Annotated in this window: 17 protein-coding genes; 8 read left to right on the forward strand and 9 right to left on the reverse strand. The window is 64.5% G+C overall.

Annotated elements, in window-relative coordinates:
• The first annotated feature begins 132 nt into the window (after positions 1-132).
• Positions 133-1,059, forward strand: a complete 927-nt coding sequence (locus PQQ51_RS22235) for a bestrophin family protein (RefSeq protein WP_408498977.1) — start codon at positions 133-135, stop codon at positions 1,057-1,059.
• 23 nt (positions 1,060-1,082) lie between these two features.
• Here the strand turns inward: PQQ51_RS22235 and PQQ51_RS22240 are convergent, their stop codons facing one another.
• The 5 genes from PQQ51_RS22240 to apbC all read right to left on the reverse strand — a co-directional run bounded on the left by PQQ51_RS22240 (position 1,083) and on the right by apbC (position 6,727).
• A complete protein-coding gene (locus PQQ51_RS22240) occupies positions 1,083-1,832 on the reverse strand; it encodes a lysozyme inhibitor LprI family protein (protein ID WP_408499021.1) in 750 nt (249 codons plus the stop codon).
• Between the two features lie 2 nt (positions 1,833-1,834).
• Positions 1,835-4,120 (reverse strand): Orn/Lys/Arg family decarboxylase, encoded by a 2,286-nt coding sequence (locus tag PQQ51_RS22245; RefSeq protein WP_408498979.1) that lies wholly within the window; start codon positions 4,118-4,120, stop codon positions 1,835-1,837.
• An 87-nt stretch (positions 4,121-4,207) separates the two neighbouring features.
• Positions 4,208-4,777 (reverse strand): dCTP deaminase, encoded by a 570-nt coding sequence (gene dcd / locus PQQ51_RS22250; protein ID WP_408498980.1) that lies wholly within the window; start codon positions 4,775-4,777, stop codon positions 4,208-4,210.
• A 196-nt stretch (positions 4,778-4,973) separates the two neighbouring features.
• Positions 4,974-5,507: a superoxide dismutase family protein gene (locus PQQ51_RS22255; RefSeq protein WP_408498981.1), complete on the reverse strand. Its 534-nt coding sequence runs from the start codon at positions 5,505-5,507 to the stop codon at positions 4,974-4,976.
• Between the two features lie 131 nt (positions 5,508-5,638).
• Positions 5,639-6,727, reverse strand: a complete 1,089-nt coding sequence (apbC, locus tag PQQ51_RS22260; RefSeq protein ID WP_408498982.1) for an iron-sulfur cluster carrier protein ApbC — start codon at positions 6,725-6,727, stop codon at positions 5,639-5,641.
• 339 nt (positions 6,728-7,066) lie between these two features.
• On the opposite strand from apbC, the gene PQQ51_RS22265 reads away from it, so the two are divergent.
• Entirely contained in the window at positions 7,067-7,720 is a 654-nt protein-coding gene (locus tag PQQ51_RS22265) for a YiaD family glycine zipper/OmpA-like lipoprotein (protein ID WP_408498983.1), read from the forward strand.
• A 377-nt stretch (positions 7,721-8,097) separates the two neighbouring features.
• Entirely contained in the window at positions 8,098-10,236 is a 2,139-nt protein-coding gene (metG, locus tag PQQ51_RS22270; RefSeq protein ID WP_408498984.1) for a methionine--tRNA ligase, read from the forward strand.
• A 172-nt stretch (positions 10,237-10,408) separates the two neighbouring features.
• On the opposite strand, the gene PQQ51_RS22275 is transcribed toward metG, so the two are convergent.
• Positions 10,409-14,770, reverse strand: coding sequence for a translocation/assembly module TamB domain-containing protein (locus tag PQQ51_RS22275; protein ID WP_408498985.1), 4,362 nt, complete (start codon positions 14,768-14,770; stop codon positions 10,409-10,411).
• Positions 14,771-14,798: 28 nt separating this feature from the next.
• Positions 14,799-16,661: an autotransporter assembly complex protein TamA gene (locus PQQ51_RS22280; RefSeq protein ID WP_408498986.1), complete on the reverse strand. Its 1,863-nt coding sequence runs from the start codon at positions 16,659-16,661 to the stop codon at positions 14,799-14,801.
• A gap of 479 nt (positions 16,662-17,140) precedes the next feature.
• Between PQQ51_RS22280 and PQQ51_RS22285 the strand changes: the two genes are divergently transcribed.
• The 4 genes from PQQ51_RS22285 to panD all read left to right on the forward strand — a co-directional run bounded on the left by PQQ51_RS22285 (position 17,141) and on the right by panD (position 19,743).
• Complete coding sequence (locus PQQ51_RS22285) at positions 17,141-17,326, forward strand: DUF3460 family protein (RefSeq protein ID WP_408498987.1); 186 nt, start codon at positions 17,141-17,143, stop codon at positions 17,324-17,326.
• A 4-nt stretch (positions 17,327-17,330) separates the two neighbouring features.
• Entirely contained in the window at positions 17,331-18,206 is an 876-nt protein-coding gene (locus PQQ51_RS22290) for a segregation and condensation protein A (protein WP_408498988.1), read from the forward strand.
• Positions 18,207-18,463: 257 nt separating this feature from the next.
• Positions 18,464-19,306, forward strand: a complete 843-nt coding sequence (gene panC, locus PQQ51_RS22295; protein WP_408498989.1) for a pantoate--beta-alanine ligase — start codon at positions 18,464-18,466, stop codon at positions 19,304-19,306.
• A gap of 50 nt (positions 19,307-19,356) precedes the next feature.
• Positions 19,357-19,743 carry an aspartate 1-decarboxylase gene (panD, locus tag PQQ51_RS22300; protein ID WP_408498990.1) on the forward strand — a complete coding sequence of 129 codons (387 nt, stop codon included), beginning with the start codon at positions 19,357-19,359 and terminating at the stop codon, positions 19,741-19,743.
• Positions 19,744-19,801: 58 nt separating this feature from the next.
• On the opposite strand, the gene PQQ51_RS22305 is transcribed toward panD, so the two are convergent.
• Positions 19,802-20,443: a ParA family protein gene (locus tag PQQ51_RS22305; protein ID WP_408498992.1), complete on the reverse strand. Its 642-nt coding sequence runs from the start codon at positions 20,441-20,443 to the stop codon at positions 19,802-19,804.
• 208 nt (positions 20,444-20,651) lie between these two features.
• On the opposite strand from PQQ51_RS22305, the gene PQQ51_RS22310 reads away from it, so the two are divergent.
• Positions 20,652-21,071: a PaaI family thioesterase gene (locus PQQ51_RS22310; RefSeq protein ID WP_408498993.1), complete on the forward strand. Its 420-nt coding sequence runs from the start codon at positions 20,652-20,654 to the stop codon at positions 21,069-21,071.
• Between the two features lie 61 nt (positions 21,072-21,132).
• Here PQQ51_RS22310 and PQQ51_RS22315 read toward each other — a convergent pair whose 3' ends face one another.
• Complete coding sequence (locus PQQ51_RS22315) at positions 21,133-22,593, reverse strand: cobyric acid synthase (RefSeq protein ID WP_408499022.1); 1,461 nt, start codon at positions 22,591-22,593, stop codon at positions 21,133-21,135.
• Positions 22,594-22,641 lie beyond the last annotated feature (48 nt).

Raw genomic sequence — 22,641 nt, forward strand, 5'->3', positions numbered from 1 at the left:
TTTTATTGAAGGGAGAACAACGTGTTCTGCCACCGCAGATCGGCGAACACCTTGGAGAGGACGACCGTCAGGCAGACCAGCGAAAAGGCGATAATACGAATCTCCTCGTCGAATGCAGACAGCACCTTTCAAATGATCATCCGCCCTCACCTCCACTGGTTCCGCATGCTGCTTGCCTGGCGAGGCTCAGTCCTCCCGCAACTGATCCCGCGGCTATCGCTGATTTTCTGCATCGCGGTCGTCGCCGTCGCGGCCCACGATCATCTGTTGCCCGTCACGCTCAATCTCAACAGCACCGCCCCGTTCTCGTTGATAGGCATAGCGCTCGCGGTCTTCCTCGGCTTTCGCAACAACGCCAGCTACGACCGCTGGTGGGAAGCCCGCAAGCTGTGGGGGCAGTTGCTGAACGAATCGCGCTCCCTCACCCGTCAGGCGCTCACGCTGCAAACCAGGCCATTGCCGAAAGAAGACATCCGGGAATTCGTCGCCGCTCTCGGCGCCCTTCCCCATGCGCTGCGGCATCAGCTCCGCAAGAGCGATCCACGTGCCGATCTCGCGGCGCGCCTGCCCGAAGCGCTGTTCGACCGCGTCATAGCGTCGCGCTACAAGCCCGCCACCCTGCTGCTGTTCCTCGGCGAATGGGTGCAGCGTCACGCGCAAACAGGCGCGATCGATCCCATGGCGGTGCTCGCCTTCGATCGGAATCTGAATGGTCTGTCGGATGTGATCGGCGGTTGCGAGCGCATCGTGTCGACGCCGCTGCCCTTCGCCTACTCGGTGATGATTCACCGCACGGTGTATTTCTTCTGCGCGTCGCTGCCGTTCGGCCTCGTCGACAGCATCGGCATCTTCACGCCGATTTTTGCGGTGTTCGTCGCGTACACGTTCATGGCGCATGAAGCGATCGCGTCGCAGATCGAAGAACCCTTCGGCACCGACGACAACGACCTCGCGCTCGAAACCATGTCGCTAGGTATCGAAGACGCGATGCGCGATCTGCTCGGCGAGCCGGCTATCGAATTGCCCCGGCCGCAGCGCGAGGCCTACGCGCTCACGTGAGTCGTGCGCAGCCGGTCGGCGGCTCAGTCGTTGCCGACCGTCTCCGATAAACGCTTCAGCGTGGCCACTCGCGCGCCGATGATATCGACGCGGCCGCGTTCGTCGACGAGCGGCGTGGTCGCGTTGAGATACGCGTTCCAGTCCCTCTGCGCCCGCACCAGCACCGCACGCGAGCGCGCCGGCATCTTCAGCTGCAAGCGGTGGTAGTAACGGTTCACATCGAACGTCGCGTGTTCGCATTGCGCGTCCGCGCTACAGGCGCGCGGCCGACGCGGCGCCGTGCCGCCGGCGCTGACTTTCGCCACCGCGCTGCGCAGCGCCAGCGCGCGGTCGCGCACCGGCTGCAATTGCATGTCGGCCTGGGCCAGCACGTACATCGAACCGTGAGTCGTCGCGAACACCGCGCTCAGCAACTGCGCCTCGGCATCGCGCGAAGTCTGCCAGCTCGCCTGGCTCTTTTCCCACGGCTTGCGCTGAGCGGCTGGAAGCTTCGTCAGAAGCTGCTGCCACGCGCTGTCGGCCGCAGCCTTCCAGCCGATCCGCGCGTTGTCCATGCACTGCACCTGCCCCGCCGTCGACGACGTGTCGCTGCGCGCGAGACACGTGCGCATCGCCGCGTCGATCGGATCGGCCGCGGCCACCTCGGCATGCGCCGCCAGCGGCATCACGCCGAACACCGCGCCCAATGCCACTCCGAGCGCCGACCACACGGCCAGCGCACGCGACGCGCGCCGCCAGCCGTCAGCGCCCGGCAGTAACTTCATCACGCGCATCGTCAGACGCGCACGCAATCGACGAAGTATTCGATGCGCCCGTTGATGGTTTCGCCGACGAGCCCGTGAATATCCGTATGGAAACCCGGGAAGCGCTCGTTGAATTCGCGCGCGAAACGCAGATAGTTGACGATCGTCTTGTTGAAGCGCTCGCCCGGAATCAGCAGCGGAATGCCCGGCGGATACGGCGTCAACAGAATCGACGTGACGCGGCCTTCGAGTTCGTCGATCGGTACCCGGTCGATCTCGCGGTGCGCGAGCTTCGCGAATGCGTCCGACGGCTTCATCGCCGGTTCCATGCTCGACAGATACATCTCAGTGGTCAGCCGCGCAATGTCGTTCGCACGATAGACGCTGTGGATCTGCTCGCACAGATCGCGCAGTCCGACGCGCTCGTACATCGGATGATGCGACACGAACTCGGGCAGCACGCGCCACAGCGGCTGGTTGTTGTCGTAGTCGTCCTTGAACTGCTGGAGTTCGGTGACCATCGAGTTCCAGCGGCCCTTGGTAATGCCGATCGTGAACATGATGAAGAACGAATACAGCCCGGTCTTCTCGACGATGATCCCGTGCTCGGCCAGATACTTCGTGACGATCGCGGCCGGAATGCCGGACTCGCCGAAACCGCCGTCCATATCCAGACCCGGCGTGACGATGGTCGCCTTGATCGGGTCGAGCATGTTGAAGCCTTCGGCGAGCGGGCCGAAACCGTGCCACGCGTCGTTCGGGCGCAGCATCCAGTCTTCGCGCGAACCGATGCCTTCTTCGGCGAACTGGTCCGGGCCCCACACCTTGAAGAACCAGTCGTCGCCGTATTCAGCGTCGACCTTGCTCATCGCGCGGCGGAAGTCCAACGCTTCGGCAATCGACTCTTCGACGAGCGCGGTGCCGCCGGGCGCTTCCATCATGGCCGCGGCCACGTCGCACGACGCGATGATCGCGTACTGCGGGCTCGTCGACGTATGCATCAGATACGCTTCGTTAAAGCGATGTTTGTCGAAGCGGCTGTTCTTCGAATCCTGCACGACGATCTGCGAAGCCTGCGAAATGCCGGCCAGCAGCTTGTGCGTGGAGTGCGTGGCGAACACCAGCGCGCCGATCCGCGGACGGCCCGCGCCGATCGCGTGCATGTCCTGATAGAACTCGTGGAATTCGGCGTGCGGCAGCCAGGCTTCGTCGAAGTGCAGCGTGTCGAGCCATTCGCCGAGCATTTCCTTGATCATCTCGACGTTGTAGATCACGCCGTCGTACGTGCTCTGCGTGATGGTCAGAATGCGCGGCTTCAGATCCGGATTCTTCGCAAGCGCCTCACGGGCGAACGGATTCGCCGCGATCTTCTTCTTGATGTTTTCCGGTTCGAACTCGCTGCGCGGAATCGGGCCGATGATGCCGAAGTTATTGCGCGTGGGCGTGAGGAACACCGGGATCGCGCCGGTCATCGTGATCGCGTGCAGGATCGACTTGTGGCAGTTGCGGTCCACCAGCACGATGTCGCCTGGCGCTACCGTGCCGTGCCAGACGATCTTGTTCGACGTCGACGTGCCGTTGGTCACGAAGAACACGTGATCGGCGCTGAAAATGCGCGCGGCATTGCGCTCCGACGCCGCCACCGGACCCGTGTGGTCGAGCAGCTGACCGAGTTCGTCGACAGCGTTGCACACGTCCGCGCGCAGCATGTTCTCGCCGAAGAACTGATGGAACATCTGACCAAGCGGGCTCTTCAGGAACGCGACGCCGCCCGAGTGCCCCGGGCAATGCCACGAATACGAGCCTTCGTCCGCGTACTGCACCAGCTCCTTGAAGAACGGCGGCGCGAGCGAGTCCAGATACACCTTGGTCTCGCGGATGATGTGGCGCGCGACGAACTCCGGCGTGTCCTCGAACATGTGGATGAAGCCGTGCAGCTCACGCAGGATGTCGTTCGGCAAGTGGCGCGACGTGCGCGTTTCGCCATACAGGAAGATCGGAATATCGGCGTTGCGGCGGCGCACTTCGGTCACGAACGCGCGCAACGCGACGATCGCGGCGGCCAGCTCCGGCGTCTCGCCGTCCACGACCACGTTTTCGACGTAAGGCAGCAGTTCGTCGTCGTCGATCGACAGAATGAAGCACGACGCGCGGCTCGACTGCTGCGCGAACGAGGTCAGATCGCCATAGCTCGTCAACCCGAGCACTTCCGCGCCTTCTTTCTCGATTGCTTCGGCCAAAGCCCGAATGCCGGAACCCGAGATGTTCTCGGAGCGGAAATCTTCGTCGATGATGACGACGGGGAAACGAAACTTCATGGGCGAATCTCCAAAAAGAACGACCGCTGCATTCTGTAAATTGCAGCGGTCACCCGGTCTAGCTGGTGGATCAGTGCGCTGCGGACGTCACGTTTTGGGCAACGTGACGCCGTGCTGACCTTGATATTTGCCGCCGCGATCCGCGTACGACGTTTCACAAATCTCATCGCTTTCAAAAAACAGCACCTGGGCGACGCCTTCGTTCGCGTAGATTTTCGCAGGCAAAGGTGTCGTATTTGAGAATTCGAGCGTGACGTGCCCTTCCCATTCCGGCTCGAACGGCGTCACGTTGACGATGATCCCGCAGCGCGCATACGTGGACTTGCCCAGACACACAGTCAGCACGCTGCGCGGAATGCGGAAATACTCGACCGTGCGGGCCAGCGCGAACGAATTCGGCGGGATGATGCACACGTCGCCCTTGAAGTCGACAAACGACTTCTCGTCGAAGTTCTTCGGATCGACGATGGTCGAGTTGATGTTCGTGAAGATCTTGAATTCGTCGGCGCAGCGGATGTCGTAGCCGTAGCTCGACGTGCCGTAGCTGACAATCTTCCGGCCGTCCTGGGAGACGCGAACCTGGTCGGGCGCGAACGGCTCGATCATGTTGTGCGACTCGGCCATGCGCCGGATCCATTTGTCGGATTTGATGGTCATAGGTGAACGCTGCTCGACGTGAGTGACAGATGTGTGACGAATGATGCCCGAACCTGGCGGGCGGGACGCCCGGGCGGCTACGCGTGCCGCGCTGAACGGGGTGCCCGCAACGAAAGGCGCTTATTTTACGCGATCATGAGATCGCTGCTGCAGTGGGCGACCTGAGCGACGGCTGACGGCGGCCCGGATCTCGCGCTCATTGGCGAATCAGGCCGCATGCGAGCGCGGGACCCGCGCCGTGCTGCGGATACGCATAGGGGTCGGCGGCGTCGTGATGCAGCAGAACCGCGCGCTGCAACACCGAACGGATGCCGTCGAGCGAAACGTCCGGCGCGACGATGAAACCGGTGGCCACACCGTTGGCGTCCGCGTGGATGGTGCCGAGATCGCCCTCGACCCGCGCGCCCGCCTTGAGCCGCTCGGCCGCCGGCGAAAACACCGGACCGGCGCTGGAGCCGTCGGCCGCGTTGCAGTCGCCGCGCTCGTGCACTTGCAACGCGTGGTCGGTATTGGGCGGCAAGCCCGCGAGGTTATAGGTGACCTGCACGCCGTCAGAGCGCTCGATGAACGTCACGAGACCGTGCGCCTGATTGCCCACGGTGGGCAGCAACTGCGCGTCCGCACGCTTTTCCTGTGGCCTCAGGAACGTGCTACAGCCGCATAACAGCACACTGCTGGCAGCCAGGACGATGAACGCATGCACCGCCTGCCCGTCGATTCGTTTTCCCATGCGATCCTCTTGCCGGCCTGGTAGCCGCCCCTGCGGCCGCCGAGCCGAACCTGTGAAGTCGACATGATACCGCGAGACCAGGCGCAAATTACCGCCTCGACCCCGCTTTAACGCCTTGTCCGAATGGGTGCTCAGGTGTTCTGCACGACGATGTTCGGAAACTTCGAAGTCATGTCGCGCGCACGCTCTGCAATGTGAATCGCCACCTTGCGCGCGATCGACCGGTAGATGTCCGCGATACGCCCATCCGGATCGGCCACGACCGTGGGTTTGCCCGAGTCGGCCTGCTCGCGGATCGCGATGTCGAGCGGCAGGCTGCCGAGCACGTCGACGCCGTATTCCTTGCCCATCCGCTCGCCGCCGCCGGCGCCGAAAATATGCTCTTCGTGTCCGCAATTCGAGCAGATATGCATACCCATGTTCTCGACGATACCGAGAATCGGAATGCCGACCTTCTCGAACATCTTGAGGCCCTTCTTCGCGTCGAGCAGCGCGATGTCCTGCGGCGTGGTGACGATCACGGCGCCCGTCACCGGCACGCGTTGCGACAAGGTCAGTTGAATATCGCCGGTGCCGGGCGGCATGTCGACGATCAGGTAGTCGAGATCCTGCCAGTTGGTCTGCCGCAGCAGTTGCTCCAGCGCCGAAGTCGCCATCGGGCCGCGCCACACCATCGGGTTGTCCTGCTCGATCAGAAAGCCGATCGAATTGGCTTGCAGCCCGTGGCCGGTCATCGGGTTCATCGACTTCTCGTCGGGCGACTCCGGACGGCCTTCGATGCCGAGCATCATCGGCAGCGACGGGCCGTAAATGTCCGCGTCCAGAATGCCGACCGATGCGCCCTCGCTCGCGAGCGCGAGCGCCAGGTTCACGGCGGTCGTGCTCTTGCCGACGCCGCCTTTGCCCGACGCGACGGCGACGATGTTTTTAACATTCGGCAAGAGTTTCACGCCGCGTTGCACGGTATGCGCGGCGATCTGCTGCGACACCTCGACGCGTGCGTCGACCACGCCGGGCACGGCGCGCAGCGCGTCGGAAAACTGCGTACGGATCGCTTCGAATTGACGCCGGGCCGGATAGCCGAGTACCACTTCGACGCTGATCGTGTCACTCTCCACGACCACGTTCCTGAGGTTCTTTGCGGCCGCGTAAGGTTTGCCGGTGTTGGGGTCAGTGACGGCCGCGAGGGCAGCGTCGACCATAGCCCGATCGATACTCATTGACACTCCGAGGGGAACACTTGCCGCGCGGTGGAATCGAACTCTCGGCCGCGCGCCGGAATTTGAAAGAAATTGTTAGACAGCATTGCGAAAACCAGGCTGGCCGGGCACCCTTCGGGCAAGCGGAACGCTATGGGGTCGCATCGCTGTGGACTTCAGCCATCATTGTAGTGGCTGCTGCCAGGCCCTGCCGGAAGACCCTGCTTCATTGTCGGACCGGTACGGAAAAAGGCGTAGGATTTTCCGTGCTGCGGATCGGGGCGCTGCTTCTGCGTCACGCTCGCTGCATAAGTTGATCGCTATGGCCGCTTTATACGCTTCACTCAAGAGGAATCGAAAATGAATGCAAAACTCATGACTCGCCTGGCTGTTTTCGCCGTTGCCGGCTCGTTGCTGGCAGGCTGCGCATCCCAACAGGGCACGAACACGGCTGTCGGCACCGGCGTGGGCGCCGGCACGGGCGCCGCGCTCGGCGCGATCTTCGGCGGCGGTAAGGGCGCGGCGATCGGTGCGGGCGTCGGCGCGGCGGTCGGCGGCATCACCGGCTATAACTGGCAGGCGATTCACAACAAGCTGTCGGGCGCCACCAAGGGCACCGGCACGCAGATCACCGAGCAGCCGGACGGTTCGCTCAAGCTGAACATCCCGAGCTCGGTCACGTTCGACACCAACAGCTATGCGATCAAGCCGTCGTTCGCACCGGTGCTGGACCAGTTGACGCAAACCTTGCAACAGAATCCGGAAGTGATCGCGCAGGTGATCGGCTATACGGACAGCACCGGCCAGCCGGCGTACAACCAGACGCTGTCGGTGAATCGTGCTGAAAGCGTGACGGGCTATCTGGGCCAACGCGGCGTGGCGCCGCAACGTCTGTCGGCACAAGGCATGGGCCAGAACCAGCCGGTCGCCGATAACAACACCGAAGCCGGCCGCGCCGCGAATCGTCGCGTGGAAATCTATCTGCGCGCAACGGCGCAGCATACGACGCAATAAACGCAAGGTCTGAAGAGAATGGACAGGCCGGGCGCTTCGCTCTTATGGGCCGGCGCCCGGCGCGCCGCAAAAATCTGACAAAGGAAAATCTCGCGCGGGGCCGAAAAAATTTCGAACTCTGCCGAAAATCCGCTGTCTGTCTTTACGGTACGTGGCTGGCGAAGCCACCGCGTCACCATTCTCCTCTTGTCGTTGTTGCTCCGGGGTTAATAGCCCCGGTTTTTTTTGGGCGCACGGTTTTCATCGTCAGGCGATGCCGCCTGGATCATCTCCGGTCCTCGCTGCTCCTCGACAGCAGCCCAGGCGGCCAGGCCCGTCCCCTGCGCCCGCCCTGCTAGAATCAACCTTTCGTCCCACCGCAGGCTCCCACCATTCTTATGTCAGCACCCGCAACCGATCTCGTCACCGGCGCGCCGTCAGGCCGTCGCCAGATTCTCGTCACGTCGGCCCTTCCGTATGCGAACGGGCAAATCCATATCGGCCATCTGGTCGAATATATCCAGACGGACATCTGGGTCCGGGCGCTGCGAATGCACGGGCACGAGGTTTACTACGTGGGCGCCGACGACACACACGGCACGCCGGTCATGCTGCGCGCGGAGAAAGAAGGCCTCACGCCGAAGCAACTGATCGACCGCGTCTGGCAGGAGCACAAGCGCGACTTCGACAGCTTCGGCATTTCGTTCGACAATTACTATTCGACCGATTCCGACGAAAACCGCGTCCTCAGCGAAAGCGTCTATCTGGCGCTGAAAGAAGCCGGCCTGATCGACGCGCGCGACATCGAACAGGCGTACGACCCGGTCAAGGAAATGTTCCTGCCGGACCGTTTCATCAAGGGCGAATGTCCGAAGTGCGGCGCGAAAGATCAGTACGGCGACAACTGCGAAGTCTGCGGCTCCACCTATCTGCCGACCGAACTGATCAACCCGTATTCGGTCGTCTCGGGCGCCACGCCGATTCGCAAAACCTCGACGCATTACTTCTTCCGCCTGTCCGATCCGCGTTGCGAGAATTTCCTGCGCGAATGGGTGAGCGGCCTCGCGCAGCCTGAAGCGACCAACAAGATGCGCGAGTGGCTCGGCGACGCCGGCGAAGCCAAGCTCGCCGATTGGGACATCTCGCGCGATGCGCCGTATTTCGGCTTCGAAATCCCGGGCGCGCCGGGCAAGTATTTCTATGTGTGGCTGGACGCGCCGGTCGGCTATTACGCGAGCTTCAAGAACCTCGCCGACAAGCGCGGCCTCGACTTCGACGCGTGGGTTCGCAAGGGTTCGACCGCCGAGCAATATCACTTCATCGGCAAAGACATTCTGTATTTCCACACGCTGTTCTGGCCGGCCATGCTCGAATTCTCGGGTCACCGCACGCCGACCAACGTGTTCGCACATGGCTTCCTGACCGTGGACGGTGCGAAGATGTCGAAGTCGCGCGGCACCTTCATCACCGCGCAAAGCGTGATCGAAACCGGCCTGAATCCGGAATGGCTGCGCTACTACTTCGCGGCCAAGCTGAACAGCACGATGGAAGACCTCGACCTGAACCTCGACGACTTCCAGGCGCGCGTGAACAGCGATCTGGTCGGCAAGTACGTGAACATCGCGAGCCGCGCCGCCGGCTTCCTGATCAAGCGTTTCGACGGCCGCGTGCAGGACAGCGCGATGCAGCATCCGCTGCTCGCCACGCTGCGCGCCGCCGTGCCGCAAATCGCCGCGAACTACGAAGCGCGCGAGTACAACCGCGCGCTGCGCCAGACCATGGATCTGGCCGACGCGGTCAACGCATACGTCGACACCGCCAAGCCGTGGGATCAGGCGAAAGACCCGGCGAACGCGGTCGCACTGCATGAAACCTGCAGCGTCAGCGTCGAGGCGTTCCGTTTGCTGTCGCTCGCGCTGAAGCCGGTGCTGCCGAAGCTGGCCGAAGCGGTCGAAGCGTTCCTCGGCATCGCGCCGCTGGTGTGGGCCGACGCCGACGTACCGCTCAGCGCCACGCGTCCGATCAACGCGTACAAGCATCTGATGACGCGCGTCGATTCGAAGCAGATCGAAGCGCTCCTCGCCGCCAATCGCGATTCGTTGCAAGCCACGCCGGAAGCTGCGGCGCCGGCGGACGCGAAGGCCAAGTCGAAAGCGGCAGCGAAAGCCGCAGCCGCGAAGGAAGACGAGGCGCCCGGCATCATCTCGATCGACGACTTCGCCAAAATCGATCTGCGCATCGCGAAGATCGTCGACTGCAAGGCGGTCGAGGGTTCGGACAAGCTGCTGCAACTCACGCTCGACGTCGGCGAAGAGAAAACCCGCAACGTGTTTTCGGGCATCAAGTCGGCCTATCAGCCGGAGCAACTGATCGGCAAGCTGACGGTGATGGTCGCGAATCTCGCGCCGCGCAAGATGAAGTTCGGGCTGTCGGAAGGCATGGTGCTGGCTGCCTCCGCCACCGACGAAAAAGCGGAACCCGGTCTATACGTGCTCGAACCGGATAGCGGTGCGAAGCCGGGCATGCGGGTGAAGTAAAACCCGCACGCGGAGTTCGCAGGAATCGAGCGCTCAACAAAAAACGGCACGCCCTCAAAAGCGTGCCGTTTTTTATCGTGTGGCAGAAACCGCGGCAGGAAGGAGACGGCGTTGAAATCGTCTACTTCAACCGCCGCCCAGATTCGCGGGACGCCGACGAAACGACCCCGCGCTACCACCTGATCCGGTCAAACCGCCGCGTATAAAGCAACTCAACGCCATCGAACGTACCGCCGTAAGCCGCCACCGACCAGTACCGCGTCAGGTTGACCGTTGCCTTGATCGCGTTGCTCGCCGATTGCAGACCCTGCTCGTAACCGATCACGAGCCATTCGTTGATCGCCTTCGACACCATCACCACCTGCGGATCGGTCAAGCCCACTTCGCTTCGCCCGATCGAAAACTCGTCGAGCCCGAAGGTCTGCGCGATGCGCTTGCCGCTGGCGCTGCCGAGCAAGGCCAGCGCCGTCGTCATCGTGCTCTGCTGACCGAGGTTGTTGCCCTGATCCGTGCCATGCCCGAACAGCAGCCATGACAGCTTTTCGTTGTCCGGCACGTTCGGCTCGGACACCAGCTTCGCGACCGGGAACTGGATCGTGCCCGTCACCTGTACGCCTGCCTCCACCTGCTGGTTGCGCCGCATCGCGAGGATGTTGATGCCGGGATTCGCCACCGGTCCGTTGAACGTGAAGAAGCCGTTCTCGATTCCGAGCTTGCGGCCGAACGCGGTGTAGGTCGAACCCGGCGTAACCCGCACGTTGCCGACCGCGCGCAACGGCAGATTCGGCGCGCTCATCGCGGTGATCGTGCCGGCAAGACCGAGGTCGGCGCCTTGGCCGCGGAAGCGGAAGTTGTTGCCGAGATCGATGTCGATATTCGCGCGCGGCGCGAACCGGCCGACCGGCTTGTTGGTGCCGGCCACCGACGGCGGCGGCCGCTCGCCGGCCACCGTGCCGTCCGGCCGCACGATCACGACGTCGTCGCCGAGTTTCGGCGCGGACTGCTCGGGCATATCGAACAACGCGTGATCCACGACGAATTTGCCGTTGATCGCCATCCCGCCCTCCGCGCCGGCGTTCGCCACGCTCGCGCTGCCCGACAGCGACAGATTGCGGTCCGGCGCCGCGAACAACTCCAGCTTGTCCGCGACGATGCTCGCGGTCAGATCCGGCTCCGCGCCGTCCAGCCGCACGCGGCCGGTCGCGCGCAACGTGCCGCTCGCACCGTGGAATTCGACCTGCTGGAAGTCCACCAGATTCTGCGACAACGCGATGCGCACCACGCCGTCCTTCAATTGCACGCCCTGGTCGACCATCGTCGCCGACAAGCCGTCGCCGAGCAGCGAGCCGGTCAGATTCGGCTTCGCGACGGTGCCGCCGAGCGCGAGCTTCAGCGCGAGGTGGCCGTCGAGCAGATAGCTCGGGCCGAACAGGCCGCCGGTGGTTTTCAGCGACGGCACGTTCGCGTTCACGTTGCCGGTGACGGCGCCCTCTTCGTCGACGGTCAGGAAACCGTCGCGCATGACCAGCATGGTGTGCGCGTCGGCGTCGATCACGCCGATGCGGCTCGCCTGCGCATGCACGGTCGCGTTGAGCCGGTTGCCGCCGCTGAACTCGGCGCGCGCGGTCATGTCGACGATCCCCAGCGAGGCCAGACCGCGACCGATTTCCACCGTGACGTCGCCGCCGCGCCGCTTCAACTGCACGTGGCCGCTCGCGGTGCTGCCGAGCGAAAAGTCCCAGTCGCCATCGAACACGAGGTCGGTTTTGACGGCCGGCGGCGCGCCGGTGATCTCGCGTCGCAGATCCTGCAAACGCGCGAGCGAGATGCCGGTCAGGTTGCCCGCCGACTGGATCCGGCCATGATCGAACGCGAACGATTTCAGGCTCAGCACCGCGCCTTCGAGCGTCAGTCGCGTCGCGCCGAGCGTCAGGCGGCTCGGCCCCGCGCTCACCGTGAGCGGCGACTCCAGATTCAGTTCCGGCGTGCCGCGATTCTGCAGACGGCTCACGGTGCCGTCCCAGTGCGTGCCGTCGCGTGCGTCGGTGAGCTTGCCGTTCGCGGCAAGCGTCAGATCGAGCGGACGGTCCTGCAGCTTGCCGGTGGCGGCCGCCTCGAGCGTGTGGTTCGCGCGCGTGCCGGACAGCCGCGCGGTGAGCGTGGTCAGATCGACGCCGCCCGCGCTCAGATTGCGCGCGTCGGTGGTGAACGCGAGCGCGCCGTTCGCGCCGTCGCGCAGTTCGGCGTGACCTTCCGCGTGGCCGACCCGGTTGTCGCCGAACACCACGCTGTCGGCCTTGTAGTTCAGCACGACATTCGGATGCGCGAACGAGCCGGTGATGTCGCCATCCGCGGCGATGAGACCCGCGAGACCGAAGCCCAGGCGCTCCAGTTGCGGCGCATCGACGCGGAACCGCAGCCGGTCGCCGCGCGCGCCGAAGCTGCCTTGCAGATCCACCTGATTGCCCGCGACCGAAAGACTTGCGCGGCTCGGCAGAATCCGCGAGCCGGCCAGCTGGACCGTACCGGCACCGGTCAGCGGCAGGCCGTCGTACACGCTCGGGCCGAGCTTGAATTCGGCCTTCGTCGTGAAAACGGGGCCGAGCGCGCCGGCCGCCGTCAGCGTGCCGGTGACGCGCGCTTCGATCTTGCGGGGCGGCGGGGCTTTGACGGTCTTCGACGGCGCGCCCTTGCGCGGCGTCTTGAGTTGCGCGACCTCGCTCTGCACGGCGGCTTTGGTCGTGTTCTTGACCACGGCCGCGGCCTGGTCGCCCGGCGCGGCGCTCTTCGCGCCTGCGGGGCTGCCTGCGGTGCTGCCTGCGATCGCTGCCGTGCGCGGTGCTTCAACCGCCTTGGACGTCTGCGGCGCTTTAGCTGCGTTCTTTGCCTGAGCGGTTTTGGACGCCTTCGCCGCGTTACCGTCCTCGTTCGTCGAACCCGCTACCGGCGTGCGCGACGGCATCTGTGAAGTCAGCGTCAGCGGATCGAAATCCGTCAGTTGTGCCTTCAGGTTGTAGTTGGCATTGTCGTCGTGCTTGAGCGCGCCGGACAGATCGATGCGCCCCTTGCCGGAGGTGATCCGCATGTCGTTGAAGCTGATGCGCGCCGGGTCGAACGTGATCTTGCCTTGCGCGCGCAACGCCGCCTTCGGATCGGCGAGATCGAGCGTGATGCTTTGCACGTCGTCGTTCAGACGGATGCCGATCGGACCGGACAACTGCGTGGGCCGCACGGTCGCTTCGAGCGCGTTCAGATCGAGGCCGGCCACCTGCAGATCGAACTGGCCGTGCTTGCCGGTCAACGCGCCGCCGCCGGTGAGCGTCGCGCTCTTCACGAGCCGCACCTTCAGGTTCGAGATGCGCTGCGTCTGCGCGTCGAGGCGCACGTCGGTTTGCGCGTCGATGAGCGGCAACAGGTTCTGGTCGATCGCGCCGGGTTTGGCGTTGACGATCGACACATGGCCCGCCACCGCGAAACCCGCGGCGCTGTTTTCGGTCGCGTTGGACTTCACACCCCTGGCACCGGGCACCACCGTACCCGCCGCGTTCCCCGCCACTGGCGCGAGCTCCGCCCGCACCGCCAGATCGGCCAGCGGCGCACCAGGCGCGAAGGCCTGCGGATTGACGTGATCGAAAGTCAGTGTCGCGCGTTGCAGCGGCACGTCGCCGAACGGCGCCGCTTCCACTCGCGCGTGGCCCGCGAGCTTCATCCCGCTTGCATCGAGTTCGGCGATCAGATGTTCGAGCGAGCCGCTCAGATGCCCGCCCACCTGCACCGCTTCGTTGTTGACCTTGCCCGAATAGCCGACGTCGCCCGTCAGCGGAAACGGCCGCACGCCGTCGAGCTTCGCCGCCGCCGTGACCGCGCCGAACGGCGTATCGAGCCGCTCGATCGCGGCCTCGTGATGAAGCCCGTCGCTCCGGCCGTGGAACATGAAGCGCGAGAACTCGGTGGTCGAGCCGCCCTGGCGCAACAACAGCTTGTCGACCTGCACGTCGCGAACCTCGAGTTGCAGCGGCAGCCGCAAATCTCGCGGCAGGCTCAGCGGCCCGCTGCTGCTCGACGACGACGAACCGATGCGCGCGTCGATCGTGCCGATGTGCAGATAGTCGATCGCGAAGCGCCACGGATTGCTCGTCAGCCCCCAGCGGCCGGCCACCCGATCGATCTGGATATCCGTGCCGCTACCGTCGAGACTGCGCCAGCGCACTTGCCGCAACTGCACGCCGTTGGCGAGCGCGCCGCGCTCCAGCGTACCCGTCAGCTTGCCGCCGAGCAGCTTGACCGCCGCCTGCCACGCGTACGCAGTGCCGCGCTCGGTGGTGAGCGCGCCGTACACGAGGCCGATCGCCAACGCCGCCAGCAACACCAGCACGGCGATCAGCCATGCGAGCGTTTTCAGCAGCAGCCGGCCGGCGCGGCGCCGGGGCGGCGGCGCATCGGCGGGCGGCTGACCGGGCGGCTGACCGGGCGGCTGAGCGGGCGGCTGAGCGCCCGGCGGCGCGGGAGGTTGAGCGGACACGTCCGTGGTCATGCGTCGATCATGTGAAAGCGGGTTTCCATCAGAAGGCGATGCCGAGCGTCAGATAAGGCCGCCAGCTGTGATTGCGGATGCCGTACGCGATATCGACGTTGACGGGCCCAACCGGGCTGCGCCAGCGCGCGCCGACACCGGCGCCCGGGAAAAACTCTTTCTCGCCCCAGGTGTCGGTGGCCGTGCCGACGTCGAAGAACGCGGCTGCGCCCCAATCGTGGTTGAACCAGTGCTGGTATTCGGCCGCCGCGGTGACCAGATACTTGGTCGGCAGCACCGAACCGCCGACGTCGTTACCGATGCTCTGATAGCCGTAGCCGCGCACCGAGTTCGAGCCGCCCGCGCGGAACAGCAGCGAAGCCGGAATCCCGCTCGAACTGCCGCTCGTGAACACGCCGCCAAGCTCGGCACGCAACAGCACGAGGTCTTCCTTGCCGATCGGCAGGTATTGCTGGCCGCGCGCATAACCGCGCGCGAAGGTCTGATCGGTCGCCACGCCTTTCACCGCGAAACCCGCCTCGACGTGAATCAGGTTGCCCTTGCGCGGGAACAACGGGTCGTCGGTATTGCGGCGGGTCCACGACCACGACGGCACCAGCGCGCGGCTCGTGGTCGGCGCGGCCGAGTTCTGGTCGAGCCGGTCCTGGTAGTAGAGGATCGAATAGTTGTAGTCGATGAATTGCGACGTGCGCGCTCGCTGCACGCCGGCGCGGATGCTGTAAATGCGCGTGTCGGACACGTCCGTCGTGGTGTAGGACGCCAGCACGCTATTGGTCCAGGCGCGAGGCCCCGGCGGCATCGCAAGCTGGATCTGGCCGTATTGCTGGATCTGGTCGACGCGGCCGTCGATCGTGAACGGCCATGCCTTGCCGAACGTATCGAGATACGAATACGAGCCCTGGACCAGCGGGCCGTTGTCGGTGGAGTAACCCACGCCGCCGCGGATGCTGTTGTACGGATACTCCGACACCTTCACGTGCACCGGCGTGTTGACCGGCTTGTCCGGATCGCTGTCGACGTCGATCGCGACGCTCGCGTAGTACGGCGTGTTCTGCAACTGCCGCTGCAATTCGGTCACGCGTTGGACGTCGTAGATATCGCCGGGCCCGATCGGATTCACGTTGTCGACGATCTGTTCGGGATAGCGCCGCGTGCCCGACACGTCGAGTTTGCCCATCGTGAAGGTCGGGCCGCTGTCGTAAGTCACCGTCAGCCTGGCCTCGTGCGTGCGCAGGTCGACGCGCGCCTCGGAATGGTAGATTTTTGCGCCGAGATAGCGGCGCGCCTGCAAGGCTTTCAGCGACGCGTTCTTCGCGTCGTCCCAATCGCCTTGCGAAAACGGATCGCCTTCGTGCAGCGAAAACGCAAAACGCGTGGCGTTTTCCTGCGCCGGATCCTCGGTCAGCACCGGGCCGCGGAACGACAGCGAAATCGAACTGATGGTGGTTTGCGGGCCCGGATCGACGTTCACCGTCACCTGCTTTTTATCGTCGACGGTTCGCACGTCCGTGCGCACGACCGCCGAGAAATAGCCCTGCGTGGCGGCCAGATCGCGCACCTGTTGCGGTGTGGCGGTGATCAGGAACTCGAACTGATCGTCGCTGATGTCGGGCCGCTTCGCGAAACGCGCGATGTCCAGATGCGCTTCGAGCAGCTTGCGCAGCGAGCGCGGCGTCGCTTCGATATCGACCTTGTAGCTGGCGGCGGCTTTTGCCGCGTGCGCGTCGGCCGCGACCAGCGTCAGCATCACGAGGCCGAACACGAACCACGCGCGCAGCCAGCGCCGCAGAGACTGGATGGGCTGCGGCGGGCGCACGAACGCGAGGCCGCCGCGCCCGGCACCGGCGTTGCCACGTCGCACACGCGGCTTGTCGATCACGCACCCCGCCAAACAGGACCTCCGGCCATGGTTGATGAATTCTGTCGCTCTGGCGCGCCGCGGCGGCCGAAGCTCGCTATTTGACCACATCGGCGTGACCGCGCGGCGCTCTTGAAACACCGCGCGTCGGCGCACCGAACCAGGATGCATGAGACTGTCCGTTGCGGGTTCGGGCCGCCTGCCTCGCGGCCGTCGGAGCGTGGGCTGCCGGCTGCCCGAGCCTCGCCGCGCCAGCACGCGCCCGCCTTTGACGCGCCATCGGCGCGCGGGTTCCAGCCGTTTTGCGATCGCACTCGCGCGGAATGGCGCCGTTTTTCGACCCGCACGCGACGCATGCGGTAAAATTATGAAATAGCAGCGGTGCCGCCCCCGTGAACGGGGTAAAAGCGGGATAAAAGCGGGATGCAAGCGGAATGCAAGCAGCACACACGCGGAGATCTCACCGCGATCCGCCGGCCGGCTGCGATTTCACCCACCACGGACCTCGAGCCATGTATCAATCGGACATCACCCAGTTCCTGAATCAGCTCAAGCAGCAGAAGCCCACGCTGGAAGCCGAGCAACGCCGCGGCCGCGCGCTGCTGTGGGACAAACAGCCGATCGATCTCGATGAACGCGCCGAGCAGAAAGCCTCGCGCGTAGAGCAGACGCCTTACTCGTACTATCAGAACTTCTAAGCGCGTGAGTCACGCCGACGAGGCAAAGGGCGGCAAGTCGGCGCCCGCCGACGCCGCGCTCGCCGCGCCCACCACGGATTCGACGCCCGACACCGTCGACGGCATCGCGTTCGCACGCCTGTACGGCGAGCCGCTCTTCAAACTGCCGACGGATCTGTACATTCCGCCGGACGCGCTCGAAGTCTTTCTCGAAACGTTCGAAGGTCCACTGGATCTGTTGCTGTACCTGATCCGCAAGCAGAACTTCAACGTGCTCGACATTCCGATGGCGGACGTCACGGTCCAGTATCTCGGTTACGTCGACCAACTGCGGCAGACCAATCTGGAGCTCGCGTCCGAGTATCTGCTGATGGCCGCGATGCTGATCGAGATCAAGTCGCGCATGCTGTTGCCGGTGAAGAAAGCCGACAGCGGCGAAGAAGCCGAAGACCCGCGCGCGGAACTGGTGCGCCGCCTGCTCGAATACGAGCAGATGAAGCTCGCCGCGCAACGGATCGACCAGTTGCCGCAGCTCGGCCGCGATTTCCTGCGCGCCGAGGTCTACATCGAGCAAAGCATCACGCCGCGTTTTCCCGATGTGAACAGCGAAGACCTGCGCGCCGCATGGGCCGACGTGATCAAACGCGCGAAGCTGGTCCAGCATCACAAGATTTCGCGCGAGGAACTGTCGGTGCGCGAGCACATGAGCACGATCCTGCGACAACTGCAAAACGCGCGTTTCATGGAGTTCTCCGACCTGTTCGACACGAGCAAGGGCGTGCCGGTGGTGGTGGTGAATTTCATCGCGATGCTGGAGTTGTGCCGCGAATCGCTCGTCGAAATTACCCAGGCCGAACCGTTCGCGCCGATCTACGTGCGTCTTGCGTATCTGCCTGCGTGAGCCCCGCTCGCTATCTGCGTGGGCAGCTCCTGAAGCAGCCCCACCAGCGGCATACCCACAGCCCGTCTGCTGCAAAATAGAGCTTACGTGCGCCAAAACCGCCACCGCCGCCTCGTTTCGGTGCGCAGACCACGCAAATCCACTACAATCCCGCGCTCCGAACCTGTCATTGCCAGTGAGGCCGCGGGCCGCGCAAACAAGCCTGAATCGTTGCGCCAACCGGGTCTCGCGCCGCGCGAGGAAATCCCAGTCCGATCATGAAAGTCATCAGCTCGATCCATGAATTGCGCGACCAGTTGCGCGGCCAGAATCGCACCGCCTTCGTGCCGACGATGGGCAACCTGCACGAAGGTCATCTTTCGCTGATGCGTCTCGCGCGCCAGCACGGCGACCCGGTAGTGGCGAGCATCTTCGTCAACCGGCTGCAGTTCGGCCCGAACGAAGACTTCGACAAATACCCGCGCACGATGGAAGCGGACATCGACAAGCTGCAGAAAGAAGGCGTCTACGTGCTGTTCGCGCCGACCGAAAAGGATCTGTATCCGGAGCCGCAGGAGTATCGCGTGCATCCGCCGCACGATCTCGGCGACATCCTCGAAGGCGAATTCCGGCCCGGTTTCTTCCAGGGCGTGTGCACGGTCGTGATGAAGCTGATGTCGTGCGTGCAGCCGCGCGTCGCCGTGTTCGGCAAGAAGGATTACCAGCAGTTGATGATCGTGCGCCGCATGTGCCATCAGTTCGCACTGCCCACCGACATCATCGCCGCCGAAACCGTGCGTGACGCCGACGGCCTCGCGCTCAGCTCACGCAACCGCTATCTGCAGGCCGCCGAGCGCGCCGAAGCGCCGGTGCTCGCCGCCGAACTGAATCGCGTGCGCGAGGCGGTGCTCGCCGGCGAGCGCGACTTCGCGAAACTCGAACAGGCGGCCATGGCCGCGCTGGCCGCACGCGGCTGGCAACCCGATTACATCGCGGTGCGCAAGCGTTCGAATCTGCTGCCGCCGAACGCGCAAAACGCACAGGACGCGAACGCGGAACTGGTCGTGCTGGCCGCCGCGAAGCTCGGCGCCACCCGCCTCATCGACAACCTCGAAATCTGACGCCGTCTTAATCCACGCCGTCACGCCAAAGAAGCAACAAGGGATTGGTCATGCAACGCAACATGCTGAAGTCGAAGATTCACCGTGCCGTGGTCACGCACTGCGAGCTGCACTACGAAGGCTCGTGCGCAATCGACGAGGATTTGCTGGAAGCCGCGAACATTATCGAAAACGAGCGGATCGACGTGTGGAACATCAACAACGGCGAGCGTTTTTCGACCTACGCGATCAAGGGCGAGCGCGGCAGCGGAATGATTTCGCTGAACGGCTCGGCTGCGCGGCGCGCGCAATTGGGCGATCTGGTGATCATCGCGACGTTCGCGGTGGTCGACGAGGCGGAACTGAAGGCGGGCTGGAAGCCGGATCTGGTGTTCGTCGACGAAAACAACAAGATCAAGAGCAGCCGCGATCACGTGCCGACCCAGAACTGGACCTGAGCGGCAGTCATGCTGCGGGCGCCTGAGCCGGGCCTCATGAGCCCGCCTCAGGCGCTCGTCAAGCCTTTTTCCCGTTCGCGACGCTCGTCCACTCGATGATCGGCTGCCACTGCTCCAGATCCTTCTCCACGCGGCTTTTCGCGACGTCCCACAGCGTCAGCCCGTGCGCGGCCAGTTGCACGTAGTTCTGCGTATCGCGCAGATAGCCCAGCACCGGCAGCTTCAAACTTTCCACGAATCGATGCAGTTGCTCGGCTGAGCGCGTGCGCGCATCGACCCGCATCCCCACCACGCCGATTTCGATCGCGCCCTTCCTCACCGCCTTTTCCTTCGCGAGGCGCTCGAGAAATTCCTGGGTCGCGAGGATATCGAACATCGACGGCTGGAGCGGCACGATCACCTTGTCCGCCAGATCCAGCGCGATATTCAGGCGATTGCCGTGCAACCCGGCCGGCGTGTCGATCACCGCGTGTTCCAGCCCCTTGGGCGGCTTGACGGGCGTCTCGGGGTCGACCTCCCACGTCTCGATCGCGGGCAGCGTGTCGGGCCGCAGCGCCAGCCACGCGTGTGCGGACTGCTGTTTGTCCAGGTCCGCCAGCGCGACCCATTCGCCGGATGCCGCGAAATAGCCGGCCAGATTGGTCGACAGCGTGCTTTTGCCCACGCCGCCCTTTGGATTCGCCACCACGATCACCGTCATGAATTCTCCCGGGAAGAAGGCTGGCGCCGCCAGCCGGTTTGCCGCTTTTCTAGGTCTGACTTGCGCCGGGGGCGCCTGACCCCTGCCGGGTTCAGGCCCCCGTCGATCCAGCCGTTGATAATATCCACAAATCCGGCAAGGCCGAAGCCCCTGAAAGACTATGGGTCATTGTCCAACGCCGATTTCTCCGTCAAAGGACCCGAAATTCATGAGCAAACTTCGTCCGGAATACACGATCGACCGTCTGCACGAACGCCAGAAAGGCAAGCTCCCCGGCTTGCTGGGCGTGCGTGTGCTGGAATTGGAGGAAGGCGTGCTGGTCGCCGAATTGACGGTACGCGAGGAATTGCTGGCGCCGAACGGCTTTTTGCACGCCGCCACGGTAATCGGTCTCGCCGACACCGCTTGCGGCTATGCGTGCCTTGCGCATTTACCGGAGACGGCGCGCAATTTCACGACCGTCGAGTTGAAGAGCAACTTCCTCGGCACGGCGACCGAGGGCACGATCCGCGCGGTCGCCAAAGGCGTCCATCTGGGCCGCAGCACGCAGGTGTGGGATGCCACCGTCACCGGTCCGGACGGCAAGACCACCGCCCTGTTTCGCTGTACGCAGATCGTGTTGTATTGATTCGATAACGACGCGGGCGGCGAGCGCCTGCGCGCCATCGCAAAGCCCGTGCCGTCAGCGCTCAACCGATCGCGGCAAACAGCTTGGGCAAGTCGAGATGCGCGGCCAGCGTATCCGCCAGCCGGTCCAACGAGGCTTCCCGCAGCGCCGGATAGTCGATTTTTTCGGCATCGCTGAGCCCGGCCCATGCGAGCAGCGCCGCGCACGCGGCCGGCGTGTCGAACAAGCCGTGCACATAGGTGGCGAGAATCTGGCCGTCGGCGGAGATTGCGCCGTCGGGGTGCGCGTGCTGCCCGCCGTCCAGTTGCAGCGCAGGCAAGCCCAGCGACGGACCTTCCGTCACGCCCATATGAATCTCGTAGCCCGCCACCTCGGGCGAGCCCGGCAGCGCAAGCCGCCCGGTGACGTTCTTCAGCGTCTTTTCGCGCGTCAGCACCGTCGAATAATCGAGCCAGCCGAGACCCGCGCTCGTGCCCGGCGCGCCTTCCACGCCGTGCGGATCGGCCACCTCGCTCCCGAGCATCTGCATCCCGCCGCAAATCCCGACCACCCGGCCGCCGTAGCGCAAATGCCGTTGCAGCACGTCGTCCCAGCCTTGCGCGCGCAGGAAAGCCAGATCGTCGCGCACGTTCTTCGAGCCCGGCAAGATGATCAGATCGGCCGGCGGCGGTGGCGTGCCGCTTCGCACGTAATGAAAATCGACTTGCGGATGCGCGCGCAGCGCATCGAAATCCGTGTGATTGCTGATATGCGGCAACACCGGCACGACCACGCGCAAAGTGCGGCCAGCCTCGCCGCTGTGCGCGGCGCGCAGTTCCGGCGGCAGCATGTCCTCGGCGTCGAGCGTGAGTCCGTGCAGATAGGGGACCACGCCGAGCACCGGCTTGCCGGTCTTCGCTTCGAGCCAGTCGAGCCCCGGTTTCAGCAAGCCGATGTCGCCGCGAAACCGGTTGATGATGAAGCCGCGCACGCGCGCCTGCTCGCTCGCCGACAGACACGCGAGCGTGCCGGTCAGATGCGCGAACACGCCGCCGCGATCGATGTCGGCCACCAGCACCACCGGGCAATCGACCGCTTCCGCGAAACCCATGTTGGCGATATCGCGGTCGCGCAGATTAATCTCCGCGGGGCTGCCCGCGCCTTCGACGAAAATCGTCTCGTACGCCGCTTGCAGACGCGCATACGACTCCAGCACCGCCTCGAACGCGACCGGCTTGTAGTCGTGATAGGCGCGCGCATCCAGGTTCATGCGCGCCTTGCCGTGGATGATCACCTGGGCACCGCGGTCGCTGGTCGGCTTGAGCAGCACCGGGTTCAGATCGGTATGCGCGGCGATCCCCGCGGCCACCGCCTGCAAAGCCTGCGCGCGGCCGATCTCGCCGCCGTCGACCGTCACCGCGCTGTTGAGCGCCATGTTCTGCGGCTTGAACGGCGCGACCCGCACGCCGGCGCGGCGCGCCAGACGGCACAGGCCGGCCACGAGCGTGCTCTTGCCCGCGTCGGACGTGGTGCCCTGAATCATCAGCGTGCCGCGCGGCACGGGTGGAGCGTCTTGCGGGATCGGAGTGGT

The sequence above is a fragment of the Paraburkholderia xenovorans genome, assembly GCF_046030735.1.
Taxonomy (GTDB): Bacteria; Pseudomonadota; Gammaproteobacteria; order Burkholderiales; family Burkholderiaceae; genus Paraburkholderia; species Paraburkholderia xenovorans_A.

What these genes read in the sequence shown, in the direction of transcription:
- PQQ51_RS22240 (WP_408499021.1), bottom strand. Translation starts at nt 1,832, where the DNA reads ATGCGCGTGATGAAGTTACTGCCGGGCGCTGACGGCTGGCGGCGCGCG.
- panD (WP_408498990.1), top strand. Translation starts at nt 19,357, where the DNA reads ATGCAACGCAACATGCTGAAGTCGAAGATTCACCGTGCCGTGGTCACG.
- PQQ51_RS22315 (WP_408499022.1), bottom strand. Translation starts at nt 22,593, where the DNA reads ATGATTCAGGGCACCACGTCCGACGCGGGCAAGAGCACGCTCGTGGCC.
- panC (WP_408498989.1), top strand. Translation starts at nt 18,464, where the DNA reads ATGAAAGTCATCAGCTCGATCCATGAATTGCGCGACCAGTTGCGCGGC.
- PQQ51_RS22255 (WP_408498981.1), bottom strand. Translation starts at nt 5,507, where the DNA reads ATGGGAAAACGAATCGACGGGCAGGCGGTGCATGCGTTCATCGTCCTG.
- metG (WP_408498984.1), top strand. Translation starts at nt 8,098, where the DNA reads ATGTCAGCACCCGCAACCGATCTCGTCACCGGCGCGCCGTCAGGCCGT.
- apbC (WP_408498982.1), bottom strand. Translation starts at nt 6,727, where the DNA reads ATGAGTATCGATCGGGCTATGGTCGACGCTGCCCTCGCGGCCGTCACT.
- PQQ51_RS22275 (WP_408498985.1), bottom strand. Translation starts at nt 14,770, where the DNA reads ATGACCACGGACGTGTCCGCTCAACCTCCCGCGCCGCCGGGCGCTCAG.
- PQQ51_RS22235 (WP_408498977.1), top strand. Translation starts at nt 133, where the DNA reads ATGATCATCCGCCCTCACCTCCACTGGTTCCGCATGCTGCTTGCCTGG.
- PQQ51_RS22265 (WP_408498983.1), top strand. Translation starts at nt 7,067, where the DNA reads ATGAATGCAAAACTCATGACTCGCCTGGCTGTTTTCGCCGTTGCCGGC.
- dcd (WP_408498980.1), bottom strand. Translation starts at nt 4,777, where the DNA reads ATGACCATCAAATCCGACAAATGGATCCGGCGCATGGCCGAGTCGCAC.
- PQQ51_RS22285 (WP_408498987.1), top strand. Translation starts at nt 17,141, where the DNA reads ATGTATCAATCGGACATCACCCAGTTCCTGAATCAGCTCAAGCAGCAG.
- PQQ51_RS22310 (WP_408498993.1), top strand. Translation starts at nt 20,652, where the DNA reads ATGAGCAAACTTCGTCCGGAATACACGATCGACCGTCTGCACGAACGC.
- PQQ51_RS22245 (WP_408498979.1), bottom strand. Translation starts at nt 4,120, where the DNA reads ATGAAGTTTCGTTTCCCCGTCGTCATCATCGACGAAGATTTCCGCTCC.
- PQQ51_RS22305 (WP_408498992.1), bottom strand. Translation starts at nt 20,443, where the DNA reads ATGACGGTGATCGTGGTGGCGAATCCAAAGGGCGGCGTGGGCAAAAGC.